Origin of the sequence: Streptomyces sp. NPDC047022, assembly GCF_040644155.1 — a bacterium.
GTDB lineage: Bacteria > Actinomycetota > Actinomycetes > Streptomycetales > Streptomycetaceae > Streptomyces.
Map to the genome: position 1 here is coordinate 222,863 of NZ_JBEYVV010000006.1, position 24,294 is coordinate 247,156.

22 protein-coding genes and 2 pseudogenes are annotated in these 24,294 nt (G+C 69.9%); 15 read left to right on the forward strand and 9 right to left on the reverse strand.

The window, feature by feature from the left end:
- Positions 1-50 precede the first annotated feature (50 nt).
- Complete coding sequence (locus tag ABZ845_RS10210) at positions 51-830, forward strand: alpha/beta fold hydrolase (protein WP_360975713.1); 780 nt, start codon at positions 51-53, stop codon at positions 828-830.
- Between the two features lie 114 nt (positions 831-944).
- On the opposite strand, the gene ABZ845_RS10215 is transcribed toward ABZ845_RS10210, so the two are convergent.
- On the reverse strand, positions 945-1,649 hold the full coding sequence (locus ABZ845_RS10215; protein ID WP_360975716.1) for a type 1 glutamine amidotransferase domain-containing protein: 705 nt from the start codon (positions 1,647-1,649) through the stop codon (positions 945-947).
- 285 nt (positions 1,650-1,934) lie between these two features.
- Between ABZ845_RS10215 and ABZ845_RS10220 the strand changes: the two genes are divergently transcribed.
- Complete coding sequence (locus ABZ845_RS10220; protein WP_360975719.1) at positions 1,935-2,147, forward strand: hypothetical protein; 213 nt, start codon at positions 1,935-1,937, stop codon at positions 2,145-2,147.
- 109 nt (positions 2,148-2,256) lie between these two features.
- On the opposite strand, the gene ABZ845_RS10225 is transcribed toward ABZ845_RS10220, so the two are convergent.
- The 3 genes from ABZ845_RS10225 to ABZ845_RS10235 form a co-directional block, all read right to left on the reverse strand.
- Positions 2,257-4,170: a cellulase family glycosylhydrolase gene (locus tag ABZ845_RS10225; protein ID WP_360975721.1), complete on the reverse strand. Its 1,914-nt coding sequence runs from the start codon at positions 4,168-4,170 to the stop codon at positions 2,257-2,259.
- Between the two features lie 84 nt (positions 4,171-4,254).
- A complete protein-coding gene (locus ABZ845_RS10230; RefSeq protein ID WP_360975724.1) occupies positions 4,255-4,599 on the reverse strand; it encodes a cupin domain-containing protein in 345 nt (114 codons plus the stop codon).
- Between the two features lie 114 nt (positions 4,600-4,713).
- Positions 4,714-5,637: a squalene/phytoene synthase family protein gene (locus ABZ845_RS10235; protein WP_360975726.1), complete on the reverse strand. Its 924-nt coding sequence runs from the start codon at positions 5,635-5,637 to the stop codon at positions 4,714-4,716.
- A gap of 147 nt (positions 5,638-5,784) precedes the next feature.
- On the opposite strand from ABZ845_RS10235, the gene ABZ845_RS10240 reads away from it, so the two are divergent.
- Both ABZ845_RS10240 and ABZ845_RS10245 read left to right on the forward strand, forming a co-directional pair.
- Positions 5,785-6,204, forward strand: coding sequence for an MscL family protein (locus ABZ845_RS10240; protein ID WP_360975729.1), 420 nt, complete (start codon positions 5,785-5,787; stop codon positions 6,202-6,204).
- Between the two features lie 144 nt (positions 6,205-6,348).
- The gene (locus ABZ845_RS10245; protein ID WP_360975732.1) at positions 6,349-6,870 is read left to right on the forward strand and encodes a PadR family transcriptional regulator; all 522 of its coding nucleotides are present in this window, start codon (positions 6,349-6,351) and stop codon (positions 6,868-6,870) included.
- Between the two features lie 2 nt (positions 6,871-6,872).
- Here the strand turns inward: ABZ845_RS10245 and ABZ845_RS10250 are convergent, their stop codons facing one another.
- Both ABZ845_RS10250 and ABZ845_RS10255 read right to left on the reverse strand, forming a co-directional pair.
- Positions 6,873-7,013, reverse strand: coding sequence for a hypothetical protein (locus ABZ845_RS10250; RefSeq protein ID WP_360975735.1), 141 nt, complete (start codon positions 7,011-7,013; stop codon positions 6,873-6,875).
- 219 nt (positions 7,014-7,232) lie between these two features.
- Positions 7,233-7,664 carry a hypothetical protein gene (locus tag ABZ845_RS10255; protein WP_360975738.1) on the reverse strand — a complete coding sequence of 144 codons (432 nt, stop codon included), beginning with the start codon at positions 7,662-7,664 and terminating at the stop codon, positions 7,233-7,235.
- A gap of 348 nt (positions 7,665-8,012) precedes the next feature.
- Here ABZ845_RS10255 and ABZ845_RS10260 point away from each other — a divergent pair, with 348 nt between their 5' ends.
- Entirely contained in the window at positions 8,013-8,444 is a 432-nt protein-coding gene (locus ABZ845_RS10260; RefSeq protein WP_360975741.1) for a nitroreductase/quinone reductase family protein, read from the forward strand.
- A gap of 128 nt (positions 8,445-8,572) precedes the next feature.
- Here the strand turns inward: ABZ845_RS10260 and ABZ845_RS10265 are convergent, their stop codons facing one another.
- Positions 8,573-9,688, reverse strand: a complete 1,116-nt coding sequence (locus ABZ845_RS10265; protein ID WP_360975744.1) for a PP2C family protein-serine/threonine phosphatase — start codon at positions 9,686-9,688, stop codon at positions 8,573-8,575.
- Between the two features lie 371 nt (positions 9,689-10,059).
- Between ABZ845_RS10265 and ABZ845_RS10270 the strand changes: the two are divergent.
- From ABZ845_RS10270 to ABZ845_RS10290, 5 genes and pseudogenes are all read left to right on the forward strand, one after another.
- Positions 10,060-10,113: pseudogene (locus ABZ845_RS10270) on the forward strand (hypothetical protein); the annotation flags it as partial.
- A 62-nt stretch (positions 10,114-10,175) separates the two neighbouring features.
- Positions 10,176-10,409, forward strand: a complete 234-nt coding sequence (locus ABZ845_RS10275) for a hypothetical protein (RefSeq protein ID WP_360975807.1) — start codon at positions 10,176-10,178, stop codon at positions 10,407-10,409.
- A 373-nt stretch (positions 10,410-10,782) separates the two neighbouring features.
- Positions 10,783-11,097: a hypothetical protein gene (locus tag ABZ845_RS10280; RefSeq protein ID WP_360975747.1), complete on the forward strand. Its 315-nt coding sequence runs from the start codon at positions 10,783-10,785 to the stop codon at positions 11,095-11,097.
- A gap of 543 nt (positions 11,098-11,640) precedes the next feature.
- Positions 11,641-15,015, forward strand: coding sequence for a pyruvate carboxylase (locus ABZ845_RS10285; RefSeq protein WP_360975804.1), 3,375 nt, complete (start codon positions 11,641-11,643; stop codon positions 15,013-15,015).
- A 347-nt stretch (positions 15,016-15,362) separates the two neighbouring features.
- Complete coding sequence (locus ABZ845_RS10290) at positions 15,363-15,845, forward strand: lamin tail domain-containing protein (RefSeq protein WP_360975750.1); 483 nt, start codon at positions 15,363-15,365, stop codon at positions 15,843-15,845.
- Positions 15,846-15,960: 115 nt separating this feature from the next.
- On the opposite strand, the gene ABZ845_RS10295 is transcribed toward ABZ845_RS10290, so the two are convergent.
- A complete protein-coding gene (locus ABZ845_RS10295; RefSeq protein ID WP_360975753.1) occupies positions 15,961-17,172 on the reverse strand; it encodes an acyltransferase in 1,212 nt (403 codons plus the stop codon).
- 522 nt (positions 17,173-17,694) lie between these two features.
- Between ABZ845_RS10295 and ABZ845_RS10300 the strand changes: the two genes are divergently transcribed.
- From ABZ845_RS10300 to ABZ845_RS10310, 3 genes are all read left to right on the forward strand, one after another.
- Positions 17,695-18,024 (forward strand): hypothetical protein, encoded by a 330-nt coding sequence (locus ABZ845_RS10300; RefSeq protein ID WP_360975756.1) that lies wholly within the window; start codon positions 17,695-17,697, stop codon positions 18,022-18,024.
- A gap of 338 nt (positions 18,025-18,362) precedes the next feature.
- Positions 18,363-20,507, forward strand: coding sequence for a glycosyltransferase family 39 protein (locus ABZ845_RS10305; RefSeq protein ID WP_360975759.1), 2,145 nt, complete (start codon positions 18,363-18,365; stop codon positions 20,505-20,507).
- Positions 20,508-20,613: 106 nt separating this feature from the next.
- Positions 20,614-21,003: a DUF1330 domain-containing protein gene (locus ABZ845_RS10310; protein ID WP_360975762.1), complete on the forward strand. Its 390-nt coding sequence runs from the start codon at positions 20,614-20,616 to the stop codon at positions 21,001-21,003.
- Here the strand turns inward: ABZ845_RS10310 and ABZ845_RS10315 are convergent.
- Positions 20,976-21,788, reverse strand: a complete 813-nt coding sequence (locus tag ABZ845_RS10315) for a polysaccharide deacetylase family protein (protein ID WP_360975765.1) — start codon at positions 21,786-21,788, stop codon at positions 20,976-20,978. The two genes, ABZ845_RS10310 and ABZ845_RS10315, sit on opposite strands and share 28 nt — an antisense overlap.
- Before the next feature lie 367 nt (positions 21,789-22,155).
- On the opposite strand from ABZ845_RS10315, the pseudogene ABZ845_RS10320 reads away from it, so the two are divergent.
- Together ABZ845_RS10320 and ABZ845_RS10325 are read left to right on the forward strand one after the other, a co-directional pair.
- Positions 22,156-22,952, forward strand: a pseudogene (locus ABZ845_RS10320) (class I SAM-dependent methyltransferase).
- Positions 22,953-23,052: 100 nt separating this feature from the next.
- Positions 23,053-24,042 carry a hypothetical protein gene (locus ABZ845_RS10325; protein ID WP_360975768.1) on the forward strand — a complete coding sequence of 330 codons (990 nt, stop codon included), beginning with the start codon at positions 23,053-23,055 and terminating at the stop codon, positions 24,040-24,042.
- Positions 24,043-24,294 lie beyond the last annotated feature (252 nt).

Consider the following 24,294-nt stretch of genomic DNA (forward strand, 5'->3'; position numbering starts at 1 on the left):
GCCGACTACCGTACTCGCCAGTAACCGGTTTGCACTCCAGGAGGAGCCCCATGCCGCAGCTCGAAGCCGACGGCGCCGCACTGACGTACGACGACGAGGGGCCCCGCGACGGTGACGGCGTGCCCCTGGTGTTCGTCCACGGCTGGACGGCCAACCGGCACCGCTGGGACCACCAGCTGGAGCATTTCTCCCAGAAGCGGAGGGTGATACGGCTCGATCTGCGCGGGCACGGGGAGAGCGGCGGCTCGGGAGCGCGGACGATCGAGGCGCTGGCCCGCGACGTACTGGCCCTCCTCGATCATCTGGAGGTCGACCGGTTCGTGCTGATCGGGCACTCCATGGGCGGAATGATCGCCCAGACCGTCGCCCTCGCTCACCCGGAGCGGGTGGAGCGCCTGGTGCTCGTCGGCTCCATCAGCCGGATGGTCTACAGCCGGGGGAGAGCCCTGCTGATGTCGGCGTCGACGAAGGTCCCCTTCAAACTGTTCATCGCGGCCAACATCCAGCGGGCCTTCGCCCCGGGCTACCCGCGTGAGGAGATCCGGGAGTACATCAAGGGCTCCTCCGCCACGCCGCGCGAGGTGGTCATGACCTGCTACGGCGCCATGCGGGACTTCGACGTCCTGGACCGGGTCGGCGAGATCCGGGTGCCCACCCTCATCGTGCACGGCTACCACGACATCCAACTTCCGGTGAGGCAGATGCTGCGCATGGCCAAGGCATACCCGGACGCGGAGGTCCGCATCATCGACGCCGGTCATGAACTGCCGGTGGAGAAGCCGGCGGAGCTGACCGAGGTCCTCGACCGCTTCCTGACCGGCCGCCCCTGAAGCTCGCGGAACGAGGGGCGCCGTACGACGAATGCCCGGCGAGAACCCGGCGGAAGATCCGTCGCGGCGCCCCCGCTGGTTCCTGTGCCGTTTCCCGTGCGCCGCCTCCTCGCGTCAGGCGGTGGTCAACTGGCGTATGACAGCCTCGGCCACGCTCCTGGCACTGCCGGGATTCTGCCCCGTGATCAGGTTCCCCTCCTCGACGACATAGCTCTCGAACGGCTTCCTGGCCGTGCTGTAGTCGGCACCGAGCTTCTTCAGCTCCTCCTGAAGGCTGTAGGGAACGGCCTGAGCCCGGTGGGCCAGTTCCTCCTCGGGCCAGGAGAACCCGGTGACTCTCTTGCCCCTCACCAGGGGTTTGCCATCACTGAGGGTCACGTTGAGCAGACCCGTGGCGCCATGGCACACCGTCGACACGACACGGCCCGTCTCGTAGAACCTCGCCATGAGGTTTTCGAGCTGCCGGGACTGCGGGAAGTCGAACATGACGCCATGGCCGCCGGTGAGGTAGATGGCGTCGTAATCCTCGATATCGATGTCCGAGATCCGCTTGCTGTCCTCCAGGAGGTCCATGAACTCCCGGTCCTCGTAGCGCTCTCCGGTGCCCAGCTCCGCCAGAACCTCTTGGGACAGGCTCTCCGGATCGATGGGGACCTTGCCTCCGGACGGGCTCGCGATGTCCATGTTGAACCCGTATCCCTCGGCAACATCCCAGAAATGGGTCAGCTCCCCGAGCCAGAGGCCCGTCCTCATCCCCGCCTTGCGGTATTCGTCGACATTGGTGACGACGACCAGAATCCTTTTCTGCGCGGCAGCCATGAAAGGAACCTCCCAGGTCATCGGTCCCCTTCGACCACCGTAGGTCCGGGCTCGCCGGAGCGCCATGGACGCCGGAGCGTGGCGGCGCGTGCACACGACGCGTTCGTGACGTCCGCGGGTGGCCGCCGGGGCGGCTCCGGAGCCGGGTCCCGGTCCCGCCGCTCCTCCGCGATGGCCGGACCGCAGCGCTCAAGGCACCGGCCGGTGCCGGCCCCCTGAGCGCTGCCCCTACACTCGATAGCCGCCCATGCAGGGAAACCGCCGACAGGAAGGCCTTGTTGCCCCGTGTTCCAAGACGCCCCGATCTACCACCAGCTCGTCGCCGAGCGCGGTGACGTGCCCGCCCGGGTTCGCGACGCGGCCGAGAGCATACGTCGCGAGCTGGAAGGGGTGATGACCATGGGGCAGCCGCTCGACGCCTTCCAGTCAGGTCGTTTCGCCGCCCATCCTCCGGCGCAGCAGCGCTCCGCACTCCCCCCGCTCCCGCCGGGACGGTGAACCGCGTCGCCGGCCGCCGCCCCCGCACATCCGGTGCCGGGGCGGCGGCCGGCGATGTTCGATTTGAAGGACGGGCCGTGGCGCTGGGCGGTACGACGCCCGCCGGTTTTCAGGACAGTGTGCGGCACAGCAGGGCCGCGGGACCCTGGCTGCTTCCCAGACGCGTGGTGAAGGCGATCCCTGCGGCGTACTCGTCGGCGGCGCACTGGCCCTTGTAGTCGCCGTAGGCGAAGTCGCCCCCGGCGCCGTCTGCCGGCCGGTTGTCGGACCGGTCGAACCACACCGTCCGCCCTCCGGAGCCCAGCGCGCCGCTCGCGGGCACGCACAGGGCCGCGGACACGCGTCCGCCGCGGTGGCTGTAGCCGATCAGGAACTGACCCGAGGGGCACTGGAGTTTGGTGTACCCGGAAGCCCAGTCGCCCCCAGAGGGGACGTAGCGTTCGTCGGTGACGACGGTCTGTGCGTTCCCCGCGGTGCGCAGATCACCCCCGGTGACGTCGGTGCACAGTCCCCGGCCGCTGGTATGGCCGAGGCCGATGAGCCGCAGACCGTCGGGGCAGACGGCCTTGTAGGCGCCCGAGTCCCAGTCGCCGCCGGCCCGTACGCGCAGTGACTCCACGGCGTCGCCGTGGTCGGTGCTGAGCATGCGCCAGGTGGGGACCGGGGCGACGGGCCCGGTGAGGCCGGGCGACGTCATGAGGCGGCTCCACGCCGGTCCGCGCCAGTCGGACTGGTCCAGGATGCCGTACCGGTGCCCCTCGGAGTCGTAGCGCAGCAGGGACCAGTCGTCGTGGCCCTCCCAGCCGACCAGCGGCCAGAAGGCGAAGTCCGCGTCATGGTCCGCGAGGTAGTCGGTGAAGTTGCCGAACCACGCGCGGGCGGCGGTGCCGGTCTCGCCCGCCCCGATGCCGAACTCACTGATCCACAGCGGCGCCGTGAAGTGCTGTCCGGATTCCTCCGGGACGTAGAAGGCTTCGTCGTGGAGGGCCTGGTAGAGCTGGTCGCGGGTGAGGTCCTGGTAGCGCGGGTCGTGGGTCTCGCCGAGCCCGGTGGCGCCGCTGTGGTGGGGGCCGGTGTACCCGTAGAAGTGGGCCGAGTAGACCAGCTTGTGCGCGGCCACGAGTGTGTGGGAGAGCGTGCGCACCGGGGTGAGGGCGGGGCGGCCGTGCGGCAGCCCGTCGACGGGGATTCCGGTCCAGTTGATCCCCTCGATGACGATGAGCAGACCTGGGTTGCCCTCGGTGAGGATGCGGTCGGCGGCGAACTGGGCGGCGGCGTACCAGTCGTGGCTGTCGCCGAGTCCCCAGTTGGGGTCGTCCATGACGTCGCGGCGCACCTCGTTGTACAGGTCGGCGCCCACCACACGGGGGTTGGAGGCGTAGCGGCGCGCCATGAACACCCAGTCGTCCGACCACTGCTGGGTGGACTGCCGGCTGTTCCACCGCTCGTTGCCGTCGATTCCGCAGCACCAGCGGGAGGTGTTGGTGTGGTTGTTGAGGATGACCGCGAACCCGTCCCCGGTCAGGTCGGCCACGACGGTGTCGTAGACCTGAAGGGGGGTCAGTCCGCGAAGCTGCGGGTTGGCGGTGACGGCGGCGTCCGGGACGGCGGCCGTCGTATGGATCATCTCGTTGGAGAACGGCAGCCGGATGCTGTTGATGCCGAGCTGTCGGAAGTCGGCGAGCAGCCGGGGCAGCGGGACCCGGTCCAGGCCCAGGGGGATGCCGTAGGAGTCCTGCCCCGCATGGTGGTCGGCGGGGTCGGCGATGCTGCCGCTGCCCGTCCATGAGCCTTGCGCGCCGTCCCAGTTGGCCGACTTCAGCCGGAAGCGGTTGCCGGCGGCGTCGACGATGTACCGGCCGCGGGTGGACAGCGGCGGCTGCCAGGAGCCGGCGGCAGGGGACGCGCCGTGGGCGGTGGGTGTGGAAGACGCAGGGGCGGCGGCGACCGCCCCGGGCGCCGCGGTCGACAGGAGCAGAGCCGCGGCCGCTCCTGTCAGGGATCGAACAAGTCTGGTCGGCATACGGCCCTCTGCGAGCGAGCGGTGGTGCGCGGACAGGGGTCAGCCGTCAGTCTACGGAACAACTCCCGCTCGGGAAGCGGTAGTTCACAGGCCGATCGCGTACACCTTGCGCAGCGTCTCGTGCACCGTCCACGTCGTGCGGTCGCCCTCGTGCAGCACCGCCATGTCACCCGGTCCGACGTGCAGCGTCGGGCCGCCCTCGATCTCGATCGTCGCCGACCCGCTGACGACCACGAACACCTCGTCGGCCTCGGTGTCGGTCACGACCGAGGGCGTGATCTGCCAGATGCCCCGCACCTGGCGGCCGTCCTCCGATTCCCAGACGACCTTTCCCGTCACCTCGGGCGTCCCCGAGACGATCTGCGCCGGGTCGAGCGCCTCCGGTTCGAGTGCGGCGTCGGGGATGTGAACAACAAAGCTGTGGGTCATGGCGCGACCCTAATCCGCCCCCCGGCCCCCCGGCCGCCGACACTGTGTCGCGTATCGGGCCAGGTCACAGGACACTTCGCCGGTCACGGGCCCATGCGACTTTCGTGCCGCTCGTCACCGGGACGCCCGCCGACGCTCCTTGCGGGCCCGCCGGCGGGCGTCCCACAGCACGCGCAGTGCACGTACCGGCGGCGGACCCGCCGGGCCGCGCAGCAGTCCGGCGCCGCGCGCCAGCGCCGCGTCCGCGGTCAGCAGCTCGATCTCGACCAGCGCGCCCATCAGAGGCTTGTAGGGGGTCGCGGTGAGGGCGGGCAGCCCCCTGGCCGTCTCCAGGGTGGCCCGGGCCGCCCCGACCTGGTCCCGTACCAACTCGCGTACGGCCTCGCAGTCATGGCCCGCCCTGAGGTCCTCCTCCGTGACCGAGAAGCGCTCCATCGTCTTGACCGGGATGCCCAGCACGCCCTCCCGCAGGTCCTCGGAGAGGTCGTTGACGAAGTCCAGCCGCTGGCTGCCGTCGATGAAGGTGCGGCACGCCGCCCGGTACCGGCCGTCGTCGTCCTCGGGTCCCGCCAGCACGCCGACGAGCATGAAGGCGGGCAGCGCGTAGGCGTCCAGGTAGGCCTGGTAGTCGGCCTCGTCGGCGAATCGGCTGAACTCCAGCTCGGCGCGGGCCGTGGACAGATACTCCTCCACCGTCCCCGCGAGCCGCGGACAGGCGGCGACGGTGTGCAGCAGCGTGCGGATCAGCGGGTCGTCGCTCGTCCCCGACTCCAGACCCTCGCGTATGCGCCGCTCCCAGGAGCTCCAGGCCGCCGCCCGCCGCTCCTTCGTACCGGTGTCCAGAAGATTGTCCCCGTGGTGCATCACCGCGGTCGCGGCCATCGCGTGCGGCAGCGCCTCGGGGGGCAGGAGCACCTTGGCCGCCATATACGACGTGCGGCGAAAGCGCGACACCAGTCGCCGCTGTGTGTCGTAGTCGCTCCGCAGCCCCGGTTCCCGGATCCCCGCCGCGTTCAGGCCCTGGTTCCACGCATTCATGCGCTGATCGTAGGGGTCCGGCGGCAAGGTGCCGGCAGCCCGATCGGGGGCGTCCCGGGTGCGGCTCCGCGTGGCGCATGGTGACACTGAGGGTGACGAGCAGAGCACAGGCGGGGCTCGGGTCGTGACAGGAAGTGAGGATCATCCATGTTGCGGGGCTTCAGAAACTTCCTGATGCGGGGCGACGTCATCGTGGTGGCGGTCGGGCTGATCGTGGCGCTGGCGTTCAGCACGCTGATCAAGGCGTTCACCGACTATGTGATCAACCCCGTCATCACCCGGGCCCAGGGCGGGATGTCGCCCGGTCTTGGCTGGCAGCTCGGCCGGCCGGGAAACATCGCCACCTACCTGAACATCGGGGCGTTCATCTCCGCGCTGATCTACTTCATCGTCTTCATGGCTGTGGTCTACTTCCTGATCGTCCTCCCGTACAAGCGCTCCCAGGCCCGGCGGGGCGTGACGGTCTTCGGCGACCCCGTGCCGGTCAAGACGTGCCCCGCCTGCCTGGCGGATGACCTGCCCAGGCCGGCCACCAAGTGCCGCTACTGCGGGACCGCTCAGGTCTGAGCCTCCATGCGGTCAGGACACAGGCTCTCCACGGCTCTCAAGGCTTTCCAAGGCACACCATGGGGCGGCCGGATCATCCGCTTGACATGTCCACATCGGAACGTGCATTCGTGACATGTCAATACTGGAATGTACAGTGGACCCATGAGTCTCAAGCACGCACTTCTCGGTCTGCTCTCGGAGCGTCCCGCCAGCGGGTACGACCTGCTGAAGCGGTTCGACACCTCGCTGGCCAACGTCTGGCCGGCGACACAGAGCCAGATCTACACGGAACTGACCAGGCTGGCGGGCTCCGGACTCATCACGGTCGCGGCCGAGGGGCCGCGCGGACGCAAGGAGTACGCCCTGGCCGACGAGGGGCTGGCCGAACTGCGCCACTGGCTGACGGAGACGAAGCCCCAGCGCAACACCCGCAGCGATGTTCTGCTGCGGGTGTTCTTCCTCGGGGTGCTGACACCCGAGCAGGCGCGCGGGTATCTGACCGATCTGATTGAGCTCTCGGACCAGGGATACGAGGAACTGCAACAGCTGGCGCGGTCCATCGACGGAGACGAGGACGATCTCGCGGTCTACGGCCGGATCGCCCTGGAGTACGGGCTGCGATTCAACGCCATGCGGCGTGAGTGGGCCGAGTGGGCGGCGAACCGGATCGACCGGATCGGGTGACCTCACTCGCGGACCGACTGTTCAGGGACGGCGGGATCCTGCGAGGGCGGTTCGGGCGGGGGGAACAGGATGTCCTCCAGCGCGTCCAGCGCGAACAGCAGGAGCAGGAGTACGACTGGCACAAGCAGAGCTATGACGACCACGGCGCCTCCCGATGGAGCAGTGATCACAGCTACGGTGCAGGGCTGCGGTGCATCGAACAGGCTTCCAAGCTCAGCGTGCGGCCGAACGGGGTATGCCGCACGCCGAGTTCCGGAACCGTGTACGCCGTTCGGGTGACGTCTTGTGTGCCGGTACTCTGGCCGGGGCGCCGGGCCCGGGCGGTGCACCGCCCGTCAGGCCCGGCATCCCGTCGGCCGTGATCAGCGGAAGAAGCTGATGTCGAAACGGTGCATGTCGCCGAACACGACGATCCATGCTCCGCGGTCCAGGCGGTAGAAGTGGAAGCCGTCGCAGCGGTAGTGCACACCGTGGTCCTCGGTGTACCAGTACCGGCCCTCCCGCTCCCAGTTGCGGCGACCGTCCCAGCGGTGCTCGCCCCGGTGGTGCCGGTGCTCGCCGCGGTGGTCGCCTCGGTGGTCGCGGTGCTCGCCCTGGCCGAAGTGGTCGTCGCCCTGGCCGAAGTGGTCGTCGCCGTGGGTGCCGCCGTGCGAGGAGTGGGACACCGCTGCGGTGCGGCCCGCCGCGGGGTTCGTGGCCGCCGATGCGGCTCCGCCCGCTGCCAGCAGGCTGCCGGCGACCGCGGCGAACGTCACGACCGCGGTGGCGGTCCGGCGTCGAAGGCTGTGCTTCATGAACATTCTCCTTGATCTGTCCGGTGCCAGGGGGTTGTCCGGCACCGGTCCGCGCCCCGAGGTGGTGGGGCGAAAGCGACGTTACTCCTAACAAGTTGAATGTTTGACGTTAACGACTGTGAAATACTTCATGAGGCGTTTCGTCACCAAAGGACCACGCATGGTGATGGAGCTGTGGTGGCCCGACGCGGAGGTGAGCTTCCATCCGGAGCACAGGCACCCAGGACCACCCAGGCAAGGCTCCGAACAGCTCCGGCGTGGCTCGCTGCGGCCGTGGTCATCTTCGGATAGCAAATGTTCGGTCATGGCAGCGACGGCGCAACGCGGACGGGGCAGCGGACGATGGACGTGAACGACGTGAACAGGCGGATCATCGGCCAGTTCCGGGAGCAGGGCGGACGCGTGGGGGGCCACTTCGAGGGCGCCCGGCTGCTGCTCCTGCACACGGTCGGCCGTCGCAGTGGGCGCGCACGGGTGAACCCTTTGGTGTACGCGGTGGACGGTGCGAGTTTCCTCGTCTGCGGCTCGTCGCGCGGCGCGGAGATCGACCCCGCGTGGGTGGCGAACGTCGCCGCCATGCGCGAGGTGACCGTCGAGGTGGGCGACCGGGTCCTCAGGGCGACGCCCACGGTCGTGCGGCACGCGTCGCCGGACTGGGAGCGTCTCTACGGGATCTGGTCGGCATCATGGCCCGACAGCGCGGAGTACGAGACCAGGACCACCCGAAGATTCCCCGTGGTGAGACTGGAGCCGGTGCCCGCGCAGGGGTCCGGGACCTGAAGCGATCCGGCCTGATCCAAACGAAAGACCCTGGGTGTGATGGCCACGAGCCGAGCCTCGAGTGAAGCCCGCCCTGCCGCTGCCCGGTCACGGCGTCGAGCACGGTGTGGCGACCGGAGGCCGGGTCCCTACGCGTACGGCTTGCGCACCCTGGGATGCACGCGCTGCACGGCGAGGGCGGCGGTGTCGTCGACGAGCCTTCCGGAGCTGAAGCGGAGCAGCTCCTGGTGCAGCCGGTCGAGCAGGTCGCGGGTCGGCACCGAGCCCTGCTCACCCACCCACTCAGGCAGCGGGAAGAAGACGCCGTCGCGGTTGCGGGCCTCCGAGACGCCGTCGGTGTAGAGCAGCAGGCGATCGCCCGAGGAGAAGGCGAAGGTGTCGACGTAGTAGTGATCGCCGATGAGCGCCGCGAGGTTGAGGGGCGGCGAGGGATTGGTCGGTTCGAGGACACACACCTCCTCCCGGTGGACGAGCAGGGGCGGAGGATGTCCGCAGTTGAGGATTCTGACGTAGCCGCCGTCGTAGGGAATCTCCGCGATGAGAGCGGTGGCGAAGTACTCCGCCTGGTGCTGGATGAGGAAGTCCGCGCTGTGGCGGGCGAGGCTGGTGTCGAGGCGATGGATGATGCCCATCAGGTCGGGCTGGTCGTACGCGTTCTCCCGGAAGCAGTTGATCACCGCTGAGGCAGCCCCCACCGCGGACAGCCCCTTGCCGCGCACGTCTCCGATGAGCAGCCGGACACCGTACGGGGTGTCGGCCGCCTCGTAGAAGTCGCCCCCGATCCGGGCCTGCTCCTGGGCGGCCACATACAGCGATTCGATCTCGACGTCCTGGACACGGCGCGGCAGTGGCCGCAGCAGCACCTGCTGGGCCGCGTCGGCGACGAGCCGGACCTGGAAGAGCGCCTCCTCCCGCTGGAGGCGGAGATGGCTCGCCCAGGCCGCGGCCAGGGTGACCGCGATGATGGCGGCACTCGTGTAGGGCGTTCCGAGGTCGGAGTAGCCGAAGCTGAGCGAGACCATGATCAGCAGGCAGAACGCGCCCAGCAGGATCGTCGGGATGACCGGCCACATCGCGGCGGCGAGCGCGGGAGCCGCGGGCAGCAGCCGGCTGAAGGCGATCTGCCTCGGAGTGGAGAACGCCAGGCTGCCGATGAGGATCGTGACGATGACCGGCGACAGCAGCACTGCCCGCTGGCGGCCGTACGGAGTGTGACGGCGCTGATGCCTTCCTGACCTCATCACAAAGTGAACTTTATCGGGGCAAAGTGGAATGCGGGGCGATGGAGTATGGGTGAGACGTTCGGCTCGCGCGACCGGCTGGCCCATCGCGGGCGCCGATGCGACGCTGAGGCGAGGGCGGCCCGCCGCGGATCGCGGTGATTTCGGGCGTCCGGCGGACCTTGGAGGTCATCCCCATGAAGCGAACCACGAGAATCCGTCCGCCCAAGGCCAGGTCCGTGCTGCTCGCGGCGTCCATGGCGGGAGCCCTCCTGGCGGGCCCCGGTGCCGCGGTGGCGGACGGCACCGGACCTGGGCGGGCGGCCCCGGCCGCCCCCTGTACGAGTGGCCAGATCGTGGCGCAGAGCGCGCACCGGATGTCGTCCGGCCAGATCATGGTCACCGTCGGTAATCATGGTTCGGCTCCCTGTCTGCTGCAGGGGTATCCGACGGTCGCACTCGCGGGGCAGGGCTCGCCGGAGAGGAACAAGCCCCTCGACGTCGTGCGTCAGTGCTCTGCGGGGCCGGTGCGGTCGGCGGCCGGGCGGCGACACGGCTCACCTTCACGCCGGTCCTGGGTGAGGCGAGCGGGTACTGCGCCTCCGGCGGCGAACCCCTCGTCGCGCCCTCGATCGTGGTGGGTGTCGCGGGCAGCAGGCAGCAACTGGCACCGGACGACGGTGGTGACTTCGCGCTGTGCGGCCACAGCGTCGGGGCGACCGCGTTCCGGTCCGCGGGTTCCTGACGCAGCGCTTCCTCGTGTGCCGATGCCCGTCCCCCGAATGGCGGAACCCGGTTTGTTACAGAAGCCGTTGAGCCGGTCGAGTGAACCGGAATCCGGGCGTGGCGCGGGACATGACGGACCGTCGACGGGATCTGTGCTGCTCCGGGGCTGATTCGGGGTCGAGTTCGGCCGCCCGCCCGGCATCTCCTCCGTATCGGTGGTGCTTACAAGGGAGAGTTACGGAAATGTCGGTGTTTTGTAACGCAGGCCCTTTTGGTGATCCCTCGCGGCGGACGCGCGCCACAGTTTCGGTCCTCGGCATCGAACCGAGAACTCGGATGGCACGCCGGCTCCCACCAGGGGTGGGTGTGCATGCACGTGAGGGGACAGCTTCATGTCTGTTGCTCGTACCACGGTCCGCCTGATCGCCACCGGTGTGGCGTCGGTGGCGCTCATCGGGGCGGCGGCCATGCCCGCGCTCGCCGACGGACACGGCCAGGGCTTCGACAACCACAGCCGCTTTTCGCACGACTTCGGCGGACCCGGCCATGGCTTCGGCGGACGCGACAACGACCGCGACTTCCGCGGCATCGGCCGCTGGGACCACGGCCGGTACTACTACCGCAGCCACAACCGCGACCGCTTCGGCCACTGGCTGTGGTTCCTGGCTCCGCGCCACAGCTGGGACCGGTACCGCCACGGCCGCTGACCCACGGCCACCGGCCCGCTTCGGCGGGTCGGCCGGTGACTCGGTGGCCGGGACGCGTGCCGTGCCGTCCGCCGGGGCCATCAGCCAGGGCCATTGACTCCCCCGTGGGGCCGAAGACCGTACGAACGGTCTTCGGCCCCCGCTGCGTGTCGGGACGACGCCGCTCGCACCGGGGTGATTCGCCGTCTTCGCTGATGATCGCCCGGCTTGTGCGGCGGTGAGATGGGTCACGGAACGAGCGGGACGGGCCGGTGACGCTGTCGGGCGCCACATCGTCGTCCGTAGGATGCACGCCAGTCCGCTCACCAGCGGGCAAGGGCCGGTCGACGATGACGTAGCCCGGCGGTCGTCCCCCGGGGGCGGACCGCTGCCGGCCAGTGGAACGGCGGACAAAACCCCCTGGACACGCGTCTGCCGACGACGCCTCCACCACAGCGCCGGCTGTTTGATCCCCGTCACACTTGTTGATGTCGCGTCGTGGCAGGGCAAGAGCACGGAATGGCTGACACCGTGGCGTTCGTCGCCAGGCTGAAGGGATCCAGGATGTTCCGCAAAGTGCTGGTCGCCAACCGTGGCGAGATCGCGATTCGCGCATTCCGCGCCGGTTATGAACTGGGCGCCCGCACGGTCGCGGTCTTCCCTTATGAGGACCGCAACTCGCTGCACCGGCTGAAGGCCGACGAGGCGTACGAGATCGGTGAGCCGGGGCATCCGGTCCGGGCCTATCTCTCCGTAGAGGAGATCATCCGCGCCGCCCTCCGGGCAGGTGCCGACGCGGTGTATCCGGGATACGGATTCCTGTCCGAGAACCCGGAGCTCGCGCGTGCCTGCGAGGAGGCGGGCATCGCCTTCGTCGGGCCGGACGCCGCGACCCTCGAACTCACCGGGAACAAGGCCCGCGCGGTCGCCGCCGCCCGTGCCGCCGATGTGCCCGTGCTCGGGTCCTCCGCCCCTTCCACGGACATCGACGAACTCGTCGGGGCCGCCGATGACATCGGCTTCCCCGTCTTCGTCAAGGCCGTCGCGGGCGGCGGGGGACGCGGCATGCGCCGGGTCGAGGAGCCCGCCCAGTTGCGGGAGGCCATCGAGGCGGCATCCCGGGAGGCCGCCTCCGCCTTCGGTGACCCCACCGTCTTCCTGGAGAAGGCCGTGGTCGATCCCCGCCATATCGAGGTGCAGATCCTCGCCGACGGGCACGGCAACGTCATCCACCTGTTCGAACGCGACTGCTCGGTGCAGCGCCGGCACCAGAAGGTGATCGAGCTCGCGCCGGCCCCCAACCTCGACCCTGAACTCCGCGCACGGATCTGTGCCGACGCCGTCAGGTTCGCCGAGCGGATCGGCTACCGCAACGCGGGCACCGTGGAGTTCCTGCTCGACCGGGACGGCAACCACGTCTTCATCGAGATGAACCCCCGCATCCAGGTCGAGCACACGGTCACCGAGGAGGTCACCGACGTCGACCTGGTCCAGGCCCAGATGCGCATCGCCTCGGGCGAGACGCTGGCCGACCTCGGCCTGTCGCAGGAGAACATCACCCTGCGCGGCGCGGCCCTCCAGTGCCGTATCACCACCGAGGACCCGGCCAACGGCTTCCGCCCGGACACCGGCCGGATCAGCGCCTACCGTTCGCCCGGCGGCTCCGGAATCCGCCTCGACGGCGGCACGACCCACGCGGGCACGGAGATCAGCGCCCACTTCGACTCGATGCTCGTCAAGCTCACTTGCCGGGGACGGGACTTCAAGGCTGCGATCGGCCGCGCCCGGCGTGCCGTGGCCGAGTTCCGCATCCGCGGTGTGGCCACGAACATCCCGTTCCTCCAGGCCGTGCTCGACGATCCGGACTTCCAGGCCGGACGGGTCACGACGTCGTTCATCGAACAGCGCCGGCACCTGCTCACCGCACGCCACTCCGCGGACCGGGGCACCAAGCTGCTCACCTACCTCGCCGACGTCACCGTGAACAAGCCCCATGGCGAGCGCCCGCACCTCCTCGACCCGGTCGCCAAGCTTCCCCGGCTGTCCGGCGGTGAGCCGCCCGCGGGCTCCAGGCAGCGGCTGGTCGAACTCGGCCCGGAGGGCTTCGCACGGTGGCTGCGCGAGTCGCCCACCATCGGCGTCACCGACACCACCTTCCGCGACGCGCACCAGTCCCTGCTCGCCACCCGCGTCCGCACCAAGGACCTGCTCGCGGCGGCCCCCGCCGTCGCCCGCACGCTGCCCCAGCTGCTGTCCCTGGAATGCTGGGGCGGGGCCACCTACGACGTCGCCCTGCGCTTCCTCGCCGAGGACCCCTGGGAACGCCTGGCGGCCCTGCGCGAGGCCGTGCCCAACATCTGCCTCCAGATGCTGCTGCGGGGCCGCAACACCGTGGGCTACACGCCCTACCCGACCGAGGTGACCGACGCGTTCGTGCAGGAGGCCGCGGCCACCGGCATCGACATCTTCCGCATCTTCGACGCGCTCAACGACGTAGGCCAGATGCGGCCCGCGATCGAGGCGGTACGGGAGACCGGGACCGCCGTCGCCGAGGTCGCACTGTGCTACACCTCCGACCTGTCCGACCCGTCCGAGCGCCTGTACACCCTGGACTACTACCTGCGCCTGGCAGAGCAGATCGTGGAGGCGGGCGCCCACGTCCTGGCGATCAAGGACATGGCCGGACTCCTGCGCGCCCCGGCCGCCGCGACGCTGGTCACGGCCCTGCGCCGGGAGTTCAACCTGCCCGTGCACCTGCACACCCACGACACCGCGGGCGGTCAGCTCGGCACCTATCTCGCCGCGATCCAGGCCGGAGCGGACGCCGTGGACGGCGCGGTGGCCTCGATGGCGGGTACGACCTCGCAGCCGTCGCTGTCGGCGATCGTCGCCGCCACCGACCATTCCGCACGCCCCACGGGCCTGGACCTCCAGGCCGTCGGGGACCTGGAACCGTACTGGGAGGGCGTGCGCAAGATCTACGCGCCGTTCGAGGCGGGCCTGGCCTCGCCGACCGGGCGCGTCTACCACCACGAGATTCCCGGTGGCCAGCTGTCCAACCTGCGCACCCAGGCGGTCGCCCTGGGCCTCGGCGACCGCTTCGAGGACATCGAGGCGATGTACGCCGCCGCCGACCGCATCCTGGGCCGGCTGGTCAAGGTCACCCCGTCGTCCAAGGTGGTCGGAGACCTGGCCCTTCACCTCGTCGGCGCGGGAGTGGCGCCGGAGGACTTCGAGGCGGCGCCCAACAGGTTCGACATCCCCGACTCCGTCATCGGCTTCCTGCGCGGCGAGCTGGGAACCCCGCCCGGCGGCTGGCCCGAGCCGTTCCGCACCAAGGCGCTGCAGGGCCGCGCCGAGGCCAAGCCCGTGCAGGAGCTGAGTGCCGAGGACCGTACGGGCCTGGAGAAGACCCGGCGCTCGACCCTGAACCGCCTGCTGTTCCCCGGCCCTACGCGTGAGTTCGACACCCATCGCCAGGCCTTCGGCGACACGAGCGTGCTGGACAGCAAGGACTTCTTCTACGGGCTGCGTCCCGGGCAGGAGTACGCGGTCGACCTGGACCCCGGCGTACGGCTCCTGATCGAACTGCAGGCCATCGGCGACGCGGACGAGCGGGGCATGCGCACGGTGGTGTCCAGCCTGAACGGTCAGCTGAGGCCCCTCCAGGTGCGCGACCGCGCGGCGGCCTCCGACGCACCGGTGACCGAGAAGGCCGACCGCGCCAACCCCGGCCATGTGGCGGCGCCGTTCGCCGGAGTGGTGACGCTCGCTGTCGCCGAGGGCGACGAGGTGGAGGCGGGCGTCACGGTGGCGACCATCGAGGCGATGAAGATGGAGGCCGCCATCACCGCCCCGAAGGGGGGACGGGTGTCCCGGCTGGCCATCAACCGCATCCAGCAGGTGGAAGGCGGAGACCTCCTCGTCGAGATCGCGTGATCTCCGCACCATCGCAGAGCCCGGCCGTTACCCACTTTCGGGTGACGGCCGGGCTCGATGGGGGGTGGCGTGCCCTGGCGGAACGGGCGTACAACCCTTTGCCGGCAAGGCCGACATGTCTGGCGACGCGTCAAATACGCGCATTCACCGATTAAATGAACCTTACAGGTAAGTGTTACGAAGATATGCGTGATCCGCTACGTAGCACGCCTATCTGCCTCACTGCCCCGGTCCGGGCGCCAGGGTATGGATGTGCGGCCAGCCGGCCGCCACCCGCACCACGCACCACCCCGTGCGAGGCCGATGCCGCGCACGGACGGGGTGCCCGCACCATGCAGGGAGAGCCTGTGTCCGTTTCCACTTCTGTAGCCGCCCGCCGTCTCGCCGCCACCGCGCTCGCCGCCGGTGCCGCGGTCGGAGCGGTGTCGCTTCCGGCATCCGCGGCCGGCCACCACGACCGGGCGATCCGGCCGAGCGTGGAAATCAGCCATGTGCAGCACGAGACTCTGATCCGAGCCCCCCGCACCAACCGCGCTCTGAACGGTGAGTGGGTGGAGATCGCCAACTCCACCCGCCGTGCAGTCAACCTCAGCGGCTGGACGCTGCGGGACGAGGCCGGCCACACCTACAGGTTCCACCACTACCTGCTGGGAGGCCGCGCCGCCGTGCGTGTCCACACGGGCGTCGGCCACGACTCCCGCACCGACCTCTACCAGGACCTGCGCTTCCCCGTGTGGGCGGGCCGCTCTGACAGCGCCACGCTGCGCAACGAGCTCGGACGCGTCATCGACTCCGTCTCCTGGGGCCGCGGCGTGCGCCACGGCCGCTGAGTCCGCCGGCCGGGGCTGAGGCGGAAGCTCCGGTCGCGCAGCTGGGAACAATGCCGTGGAGGCGCCACATCAGGGCGCCTCCACGGTCTTTTGCCGTCCCGTCAGATATGGGCGGTCACGTCGTGTCGATGCCTCGGTCGGACGCCGAGGCCGACGTGTCACGCCTGGAAGCGGCAGGCGCCGCCTGCGTGTGCGGTGGCGTCGGCTGACGCTTGGCGGAACCCCACTTGCCCAGCAGCAGAAGTCGTGCCGGGCGTTCCACGAGTTCGTACAGGACCCAGGACAGACCGAGTGACACGCCGAACATCACGGCCGTGACGGCCAGGCCGGTCGGCACGTCGTAGTAGGGGTGGTCGCCGAGCACGCTGATGCCGGCCCGCAGCACCAGCAGATGAACCATGTAGAACGCGAACGAGAGTTCCCCCAGGCGCACGAGCCGTCGGTGCCGCCACAGCGAGGGCAGCCCGTTCAGGTCCGCGACGGCCGCCGCCGGAATGAGCAGGCCGAAGCCGATGAGCGTGCACGGAGTGGTCGGATACCCGGGGGTGACCTGCGGGACGAGGAAGTAGCCGACGATCGCCACGGCCAGGGACGCCTCCGTGCCCGGACCGCGCCACCGGCCGAGAAGCACCAGCCGCGCGGTAGCGGCGCCGAGAAGGAACTCGGGCAGGCGCGCGGCGGGGAACGAGTTCACCGTCTCGCTGAACCAGTGGTGCGCGTCCGCGTAGGCGAGGACCATGACCGCCAGGACCGATGCCCCGGCCAGCGCGGCCGACGCCCGCGCGTTCAGCCGGCGCAGCCCGAGCGCCAGCAGCGGGAACGCGGCGTAGAAGAAGGCCTCACAGGCCAGCGACCAGCTGACCGGGTCCAGCGTCTGCCACCACGGGCGCCACCAGGAATGCACCAGCAGGACGTTGGCCATGGCCTGCTTCGGTGTCGGTTTCGCCTGGTGGGCCAGGGTGAACGCCATGAGCAGCGCGATCGCCGCGGTGACGAGGTGGACCGGGAAGATGCGGGCGACGCGCCGCCGCCAGAAGGTGAGCACGCGGTCCTTCTGTCTCATCGACCACATGAGCACGAAGCCCGACAGGACGAAGAAGAACGACACCCCCGTCGCGCCCGCCCCGAACGCCCATGTCGCGATGCGGCCACCGGTGCCTTCGAAGTAGCCGAAGTTGCGCACATGCAGTCCGAAGACCAGCAGTGCGGCCACCCATCGCAGTCCGGTGAGGGACGGCAGTGAGGGCACCGATGCGTTCGGGGGCAGCTTGGCGGTGGCGCTGGTGGTGGCGGACGGCGTCCGGGTCGCGCTGGTCGCCGTCGTCATCCGGTCACCTGCCTGGGTGCGTTAGTACGGGGCATGAAGGGGAACGTTGCCCGTTCATCGCTTTTCATTCCGGTCCCGTAGCCAACATCACACCGGCATCCGCGCGCGAGCTGACGGCACGCCTTGGACGGCCGGGAAGGACACCGGTACGGCCGACCGAGGGACGGTTCGCGCAGGCCATGGGTCACCTGAACGCAGGACCACGGGCTGTTACAGAAGCGGTTGAGCCGACCGGGGGAGTCCGGGCGGAGACCCCGTCGGGGAGAGGACGCTCCGTCAGTTGCCTTTGCGCTGGTCGCGGCGTGCCGCCCGGGATCCGGGAGGGATGCCACCAGACGTCGATCGTATCGATGCCCCTTGCACGGGAACGTTACGGACATGTCAGTGTTTTGTAACGCAAATCCGTCTGGTGATCTCGGGGCGTCGCCGGGCGCCACAGTGTCGGTCCTCGGCATCGAGCCGGGAACTCGGACAGCGCGCCGGCCCGAGGGCAGGCGCGCACGAACGTGAGGGGACAGCTCCATGTCTGTTTCTCGTACCGCGCTCCGCGCGATCGCCACTGCTGTGGCGTCCGCGGCGCTCGTCGGGGCGGCGGCCATGCCGGCCCTCGCCGACGGTGGGGGTCATCACCGCGGCAACCGGATCGGCTACTCGCACGGCTACCGTCCCATCGGCTTCAGGGGCCACCACGACGGCGACCACGACCGCTTCGGTTACTGGGACCGGGGCCGCTACCACCGCTGGTACGGCACCTACGACCGTGACGACCTCGGTGACCTGCTCCGCCTCCTGGCGCTGCGCCACGGCTGGTACGGCGACCGGTACCACCACGGCCACTACTGGGGCCGTTAGTCCGCCATGGCGGGCGGGCGCGTGACGGGACGATCGGGGACCGTACCGCGCCACCCGCCGCCCTGAGCGGCCGCAGTCGATGCACCTGCCGGGGGCCGGAGACCGTACACGCGGTCTCCGGCCCCCGGCCACATTCGTAATGGGCAGGACTTCGCGGATTGAAATCCACACCAGGTTGGTTAAAGGATCCCCCCTCAGTTCATGAGAATTCCCTTGAAGGGGCCCGTCTTTGGCGTTCCTGGCCCGCGCGGTGCCGAAGACTTCCGTACATGGCTACGACAATCCTCGACCCCTCCCCGCCCGCCAGTGCCAGTCGTCGCGCGCCATGGAGATCCCCGGTGGACCAGCCCGCGTACGCGCGTCCCGCGCTGCTGGCACTCACCGTGCTCGCCGCCGTGCTCTACGCATGGGGAATCAACCACAGCCAATACCATGCGTTCTACGCCAATGCCGTCCGCAGTATGACGGAGAGCTGGAAGGCGTTCTTCTACGGCTCCTTCGACCCCGGGAATTCCATCACGCTCGACAAGTTGCCGGGATTCCTGTGGCCGCAAGCGCTCTCCGCCCGCCTCTTCGGATTCCATCCGTGGGCGCTGATCCTTCCCCAGGTTCTCGAGGGGGTGGCGAGCCTGCTGGTCCTGTACCGCCTGGTACGCCGCTGGGCCGGTGTCCCGGCGGCGCTGATCGCCGGGACGGCGTTCCTGCTGACCCCGGTGGCCGTGGGGCTCTTCCGCACGGCGGTGGAGGACCCGGCGTTCACGCTGTGCGTGCTGCTGGCGGCCGAGGCGACCCAGCGCGCGGCCCGGGACGGCCGCCTGCGCCCGCTGCTGGCCGCCGGTTTCTGGGTCGGTATCGGCTTCCAGTCCAAGATGCTGGAGGCGTGGGCGGTGCTTCCCGCACTCGCCCTGGTGTACCTGCTCTCGGCGCCGATCGCGCTGCGGAAGCGGCTGGCGCACCTCGCCGTGGCCGCCGTGGTGATGACCGCCGTCTCGGCATCCTGGATGCTCGTCGTCACCCTCGCCCCGGCCAAGGACCGACCCTACGTCGACGGCACCACCAACAACTCCGCGTTCAGCATGGTGGTCGGCTACAACTTCCTCAACCGCTTCTCCTCGCTCGGCATCAGCGCGGCCTCGACCGGCAGTGTCAGTGCGACACGGGGCGGTGGCGGTGGCCACGGCGGACAGCACGCGATGCCGGGCGCCGGGCGACCGGGCCAGGGCGGCCGGGCGGGGCAGTCCGGGCCGTACGGGCAGTTCGGCGGCGCCCGCCACGGTGGCATGGGAGCGCGGGGCGGCGGCCAGGACGGCTGGTCGAAGATGTTCGGCACATCGCTGGCCTCGCAGACGGGCTGGCTCTACCCGATCGCCGCCGTCGCCGTCGTCTGCGGTCTGATGTGGCGCCGGGGCAAGCCGCGCACGGACCGGATCCGGGCCGGATTCGCCCTGTGGGGCACCTGGTTGACGACATACTTCCTGGTCTTCAGCGCCGGCAGCGTCGGCGGCCACACGTACTACATGGGCGTCATCGCGGTACCGCTCGCCGCGCTCACCGGAGGCGGTGTCAGGCTGATGTGGCGTGCCTACCGGACCGGTGGCCGTCGTGCCTGGGCGCTGCCGGGCGCGGTGGCGGCGACAACTGCGTGGAGCGCGTATCTCGCCGGTCAGTTCCCGACGTTCCTGCCGTGGCTGGCGCCCGCCGTGTGCGCGCTGGGTCTCGCCGCCGTCGTACTGCTGATCCTCGCCGGCCCCGGCGGCCGGGCCCGGTCCGGAGGCCGGCTCGCCCTCGCCGGGCTGGCCGCGTCCCTCGCCGCGGTGCTGATCGCGCCGAGCGCGTGGGCCGTGCAGGTCTTCAACCCGTCGTACAGCAGTTCCGGAATGGGTGCGGTGGGCCCGTCCGGGACGAACCGCGGATACGGCTCCGCGAGGCAGGCCGGCGGCCGGATGGGGCCGCCGTACCGGGGCGGGGGCATGGCGGGGGGCGGTCGGACGTCTCAGGGCGGCATGCGCGGCCCCGGAAGCCCCACAGGCTTCGGCGGGAGCGGCGCGCTGACCGCGAACCAGCGGAAGCTGCTCGTCTACACCGCCGCGCACCAGGGTCACGCCGCTTACGTCTTCGCCACCACCAGCTGGAACGGCGCCTCCCCGTACATCCTCGCCACCGGCGCCCATGTGCTGCCGCTCGGCGGCTTCAGCGGCAGCGTGCCCTTCCCGAGCGAGACACAGTTCCGCGCCCTGGTCGACTCCGGCAAGCTGCGCTACGTGCTGCTGGGCGGCGACCGCGGCATGGGCGGCCGGTTCGGCGGCGGCAGCGGGACGACGCCCACCGCCCGGATCACCACCTGGGTTCAGTCCACGTGCAGCCGTGTTCCCGCCTCCGCGTACGGCGGCACGGAGCCCTCCGGCGCCATGCCCGACGCCCGGGGTTACGGCGCGACGGCCGCCACCGCCCAGACGCTCTACAGGTGCGGCACCGGCCGCTGAGAGGCCTTGGCCGGGCCGGGGTCGATGACCTTCCAGGTAATCGACCCCGGCGCCTGACGGATGCCATGGTCTGCCGTGCAGGGACCCCAGCGACCGGAAGGACGTCATGACCGCCTACGCCATTGCCCACCTGCGAGAGGCCACCCCGCACCCGGACATCGCCGAGTACATCGAGCGTGTCACCGCGACCTTCGAGCCCTACGGCGGCCGATTCCTCGTGCACGGCGCACAGCACGAGGTGACGGAGGGCAGCTGGCCCGGGCACGTCGTCGTCATAGGCTTCCCCGGCACGGCCGAGGCGCGAGCCTGGTGGGACTCGCCCGCGTACCGGGAGATCGCACCGCTGCGCTCACGTCATATCGAGGGCGACATCATCCTGGTGCCGGGTATCACCGAGACCTACGACGCGGCTGCCACCGCCAAGGCGATGCGCGAGGCCATACTCGCCGGACAGCCGTCGGATTCCCGTCAGCGCACGGGGAACCCGAAGGAGTAGCCCTGCTGCTTCAGCCACGGCAGCACCTCGCGCAGGGCGGCCACGGTCTGGGAGCGGTCCCCGCCGGCGTCGTGGAACAGGAGGGTCGGACCGAGGTGCAACTCCCTCTTGACCGTTGCGACTATGGTGGCCGTGCCGGGACGCTCGAAGTCCTTGGAATCGACGTTCCAGCCCAGCGGCCGCATGCCGTGAGAGGCCGCCAGATTCCGGCTGTAGGGAGTGAAGGCACCTCCGGGCGCCCGGTAGTACGACGGCTGGACGCCCCCGGACGCCTGCGTGATCATCTGTGCGGCGTCCAGGATCTCCCGCGACTGGTACGCCTCGGACTTCTTGTCCATCGTCGTGTCGTGCGACACCGAGTGGTCGCACAGCCGGTGCCCCGCGGCGACCACGGCCTTGACCAGGTCCGGGTGCGCCTGGGCAAGGGGGCCGATCATGCAGAACGTGGCCTTCACACCGTTGTCCCGCAGCACCTCCAGCACCCGCGGCGTCCACACCGGGTCCGGCCCGTCATCGATGGTGATGTTGACGCCCCGGGCACCGAGTTCCGAGGCATGGGCGAGCTCCGCCGAAACGTGCTTGCTGCCGGTGCCCGCGGCGGTGTCCGGGTTCCCGGAACCCGGCGGGGAGGAGGGGTGCGCCGATGCGCCCGCCGTCGTGGACCGGTGCTCCTTGACCGGTCCAGCCTCCGCCGTCCACACCGACGTGACGGCTGCCACCACCGTCACCCCGAGCGCCGCCGCGAACATCCGCCCATGCCAACCCCGTCCGCCCCGCGTCCCCATGGCGCCCCGCCCCTTGTCTTTTCTTGGTCTTCCCTGTCAACCCCGTTCACCTGTCTGGACGGGGTCAACGGTCCACCGGCTCCCTCTGTTACGAAGTACAGACAATGTAACGGGGTCGTGGCTAGGGGCATTTGGGCGCTGTGCCGGCGGGCACCGAGCGAAATAGGCACGGCCGCCATGACGGAGAAGGCCCCGTGACGCGAAGCGGCGCCGGGGTGAGCGCGATTTCCGCAAGCCGCCGGACGGGCGGGATGCCCGTCCGAGTCAACTCCCGCCACCCGGCCGAACAGGGCTTTCGCGGCCGCAGTTCACACAGCCCCTGAGCGCTGGAGGGAACTATGATCGCCCGACTCGGAAAGGGGATCGGATGAATCGCGATGTGCGCACGATGGAGGATGTACTCCGGCTCATGGACGGCCTGTTCAGCCCGGAGGCCAACCGCTGGGCGGGTACGGGCGGTTCATGGTGGGATCGCTTCTACGAGGACCGCTCCAGGCCCGTGCCTTTCTTCGTGACGAAACCGGACGAAAACCTTGTTTCGTACGTCGACCGGGGACTCATCACCCCAGGCCGTGCCCTCGACTTGGGGTGTGGACCGGGCCGCAACGCCCTGTACCTCGACTCGGTCGGCTTCACGGTGGACGCCGTCGACCTGTCACCCGCGGCGATCGCCTGGGCCCGGGACCGCGCGAGTGAGCAGGACACCAACGTACGTTTCCGCTGCGTGGACGCCTTCTCGGCCGCGGGCGGCGAACTCGGGGCCCGTACGACCTGATCTACGACTCCGGCTGCTTTCACCACCTGCCACCGCACCGCCGCGTCAGCTACCTGGCTCTCCTTGAACGCCTGCTCGCGCCGGGCGGGTTGCTCGGCCTCGCCTGCTTCGCCGCCGGTGCCATGGGCTCCGAACTGTCCGACGAGGAGTTCTATCGCCTCGGACGCCTCGAGGGCGGTCTCGCCTACACACCGCGAGCCCTCCGCACCATCTTCGCGGACCTGTCGGAGATCGAGCTTCGGCGGATGCATGACGAGCCCGCCGACTCGCCCCGCTTCGGCGAAGCCTTTCTCTGGACAGCCCTGTTCCGCCGTGACGCCGCGCCGGCCGCGACCCGGAGCGGATCCTGCCCGGCCGTGCCGGAGGACCCGCGTACAGAAGGGAAATGACCGGGGACCGTCCCCGAGGGGAGGAACCGCTCATCGTAGAGTGTGCGGTCTTGCCGCACGGGGCATCCCGTGGGGCGGAGCGTCAAGGGGGAAAACAACCATGATGAGTGGGACGGTTCTCACGTTCCCTGCTCGTGTCGTCGCCAGGCTCATATGCGTCGTGCTGGCACTGACCGAACTCGCCTGGATGATCCGGGACATCAGCGACGTCGGGCTGCATGACACCCTGTGGACCTGGTCCGGGGTGATGCTGCCCGGAGCGATCCACTCGCTGCTGGCCACGTCCGGCCTCGACGTACTGCTCCTGGCCGTGTTCGCCGTCGCCTGCGCGACAGCCGCGAAGCCCTCGGGAGCCGGTGTCCTCGTCACGGCCGCCGCTCTCACCCTGGTCTACCGGACTCCCACGGTGTGGGTCATGAGCTCCGAACGGTATGCGGGCCTGCCGGACCGAACGTGGCTCCTGAACACCGGCATTGCCGGATTCCTCGGAGCCGTCGCCCTGCTCATCACCGTGCGCGTGGGCAGGCGGCCGGCGCAGGACCCCGCCCTCGGCGGGCCTCCGGCACCGCCGAGGGCCGTTCCCGCCGTCTTCGCGGGCGTTCTGCTCGCGGTCGACGCGCTGATCAACCTCGCCTGGCAGGTGTACGGCATGACCCGGTACACCACCGAGAAGTACGGCCCGTTCAATTACTGGAACCTGCTCACCGGCCAGGAGGGCCTGACCTCCTTGCTGGCGCCCTCGTTCGCCTGGAGCGGCTGGGCCAGGGCGCTGCTGTGCCTGCTCGCCGCGGTCCTGGCCTTTGTCCGGATGCCGCCGGCGCGCGCCCTGGGGATCGCGGTCGGCTGTGTGACAGCCGTCTTCGGACTCGTGAGCATCGACATGGAGGCCGCACAGCACGTGCTGTTCACCTTCCACGGCATGCCTGAGAGCGGCGTCGTGGACCAGATCACCGTCATCCTGGAGTTCATCATCGGCCTCGGCGTCCTCGCCCTGCTCATCCCCCGAGGCGGCCGTGCCGCCACCGCCGCGCCGGGAGGCCAGCCTCCGGTCTCACCTTACGGAACCTGGGGCGCGCCCAGGCAGGACTAGAGCCAGAGCGTGAGGGCCCCGCTGGTGCTCTGACCGCATACGTTCGCCGGGTTGGCGGTCTCGGCGTGGGAACGTTTGAGCGGTGGCGAAGCCGATCAAACTAGTAGGTTGTCGCGGCTAATTTTTGGGATAGAGGTGGCGCAGTCTGATGCGTGCGTCGTGGGTGGTGAACTGCCAGTTCACCTGACGTCGGTCGGTGTTGGTGGCGTTCTGCCATGCTGAGAGTTCGGTGTTGAGGATGCCGAGGTCGCT

Bases quoted from the DNA above. Each gene is read 5' to 3' on its own strand.
- ABZ845_RS10210 (WP_360975713.1), top strand. From the start codon at position 51: ATGCCGCAGCTCGAAGCCGACGGCGCCGCACTGACGTACGACGACGAG.
- ABZ845_RS10215 (WP_360975716.1), bottom strand. From the start codon at position 1,649: ATGGCTGCCGCGCAGAAAAGGATTCTGGTCGTCGTCACCAATGTCGAC.
- ABZ845_RS10225 (WP_360975721.1), bottom strand. From the start codon at position 4,170: ATGCCGACCAGACTTGTTCGATCCCTGACAGGAGCGGCCGCGGCTCTG.
- ABZ845_RS10230 (WP_360975724.1), bottom strand. From the start codon at position 4,599: ATGACCCACAGCTTTGTTGTTCACATCCCCGACGCCGCACTCGAACCG.
- ABZ845_RS10235 (WP_360975726.1), bottom strand. From the start codon at position 5,637: ATGAATGCGTGGAACCAGGGCCTGAACGCGGCGGGGATCCGGGAACCG.
- ABZ845_RS10240 (WP_360975729.1), top strand. From the start codon at position 5,785: ATGTTGCGGGGCTTCAGAAACTTCCTGATGCGGGGCGACGTCATCGTG.
- ABZ845_RS10245 (WP_360975732.1), top strand. From the start codon at position 6,349: ATGAGTCTCAAGCACGCACTTCTCGGTCTGCTCTCGGAGCGTCCCGCC.
- ABZ845_RS10255 (WP_360975738.1), bottom strand. From the start codon at position 7,664: ATGAAGCACAGCCTTCGACGCCGGACCGCCACCGCGGTCGTGACGTTC.
- ABZ845_RS10280 (WP_360975747.1), top strand. From the start codon at position 10,783: ATGTCTGTTGCTCGTACCACGGTCCGCCTGATCGCCACCGGTGTGGCG.
- ABZ845_RS10285 (WP_360975804.1), top strand. From the start codon at position 11,641: ATGTTCCGCAAAGTGCTGGTCGCCAACCGTGGCGAGATCGCGATTCGC.
- ABZ845_RS10295 (WP_360975753.1), bottom strand. From the start codon at position 17,172: ATGACGACGGCGACCAGCGCGACCCGGACGCCGTCCGCCACCACCAGC.
- ABZ845_RS10300 (WP_360975756.1), top strand. From the start codon at position 17,695: ATGTCTGTTTCTCGTACCGCGCTCCGCGCGATCGCCACTGCTGTGGCG.
- ABZ845_RS10310 (WP_360975762.1), top strand. From the start codon at position 20,614: ATGACCGCCTACGCCATTGCCCACCTGCGAGAGGCCACCCCGCACCCG.
- ABZ845_RS10315 (WP_360975765.1), bottom strand. From the start codon at position 21,788: ATGGGGACGCGGGGCGGACGGGGTTGGCATGGGCGGATGTTCGCGGCG.
- ABZ845_RS10325 (WP_360975768.1), top strand. From the start codon at position 23,053: ATGATGAGTGGGACGGTTCTCACGTTCCCTGCTCGTGTCGTCGCCAGG.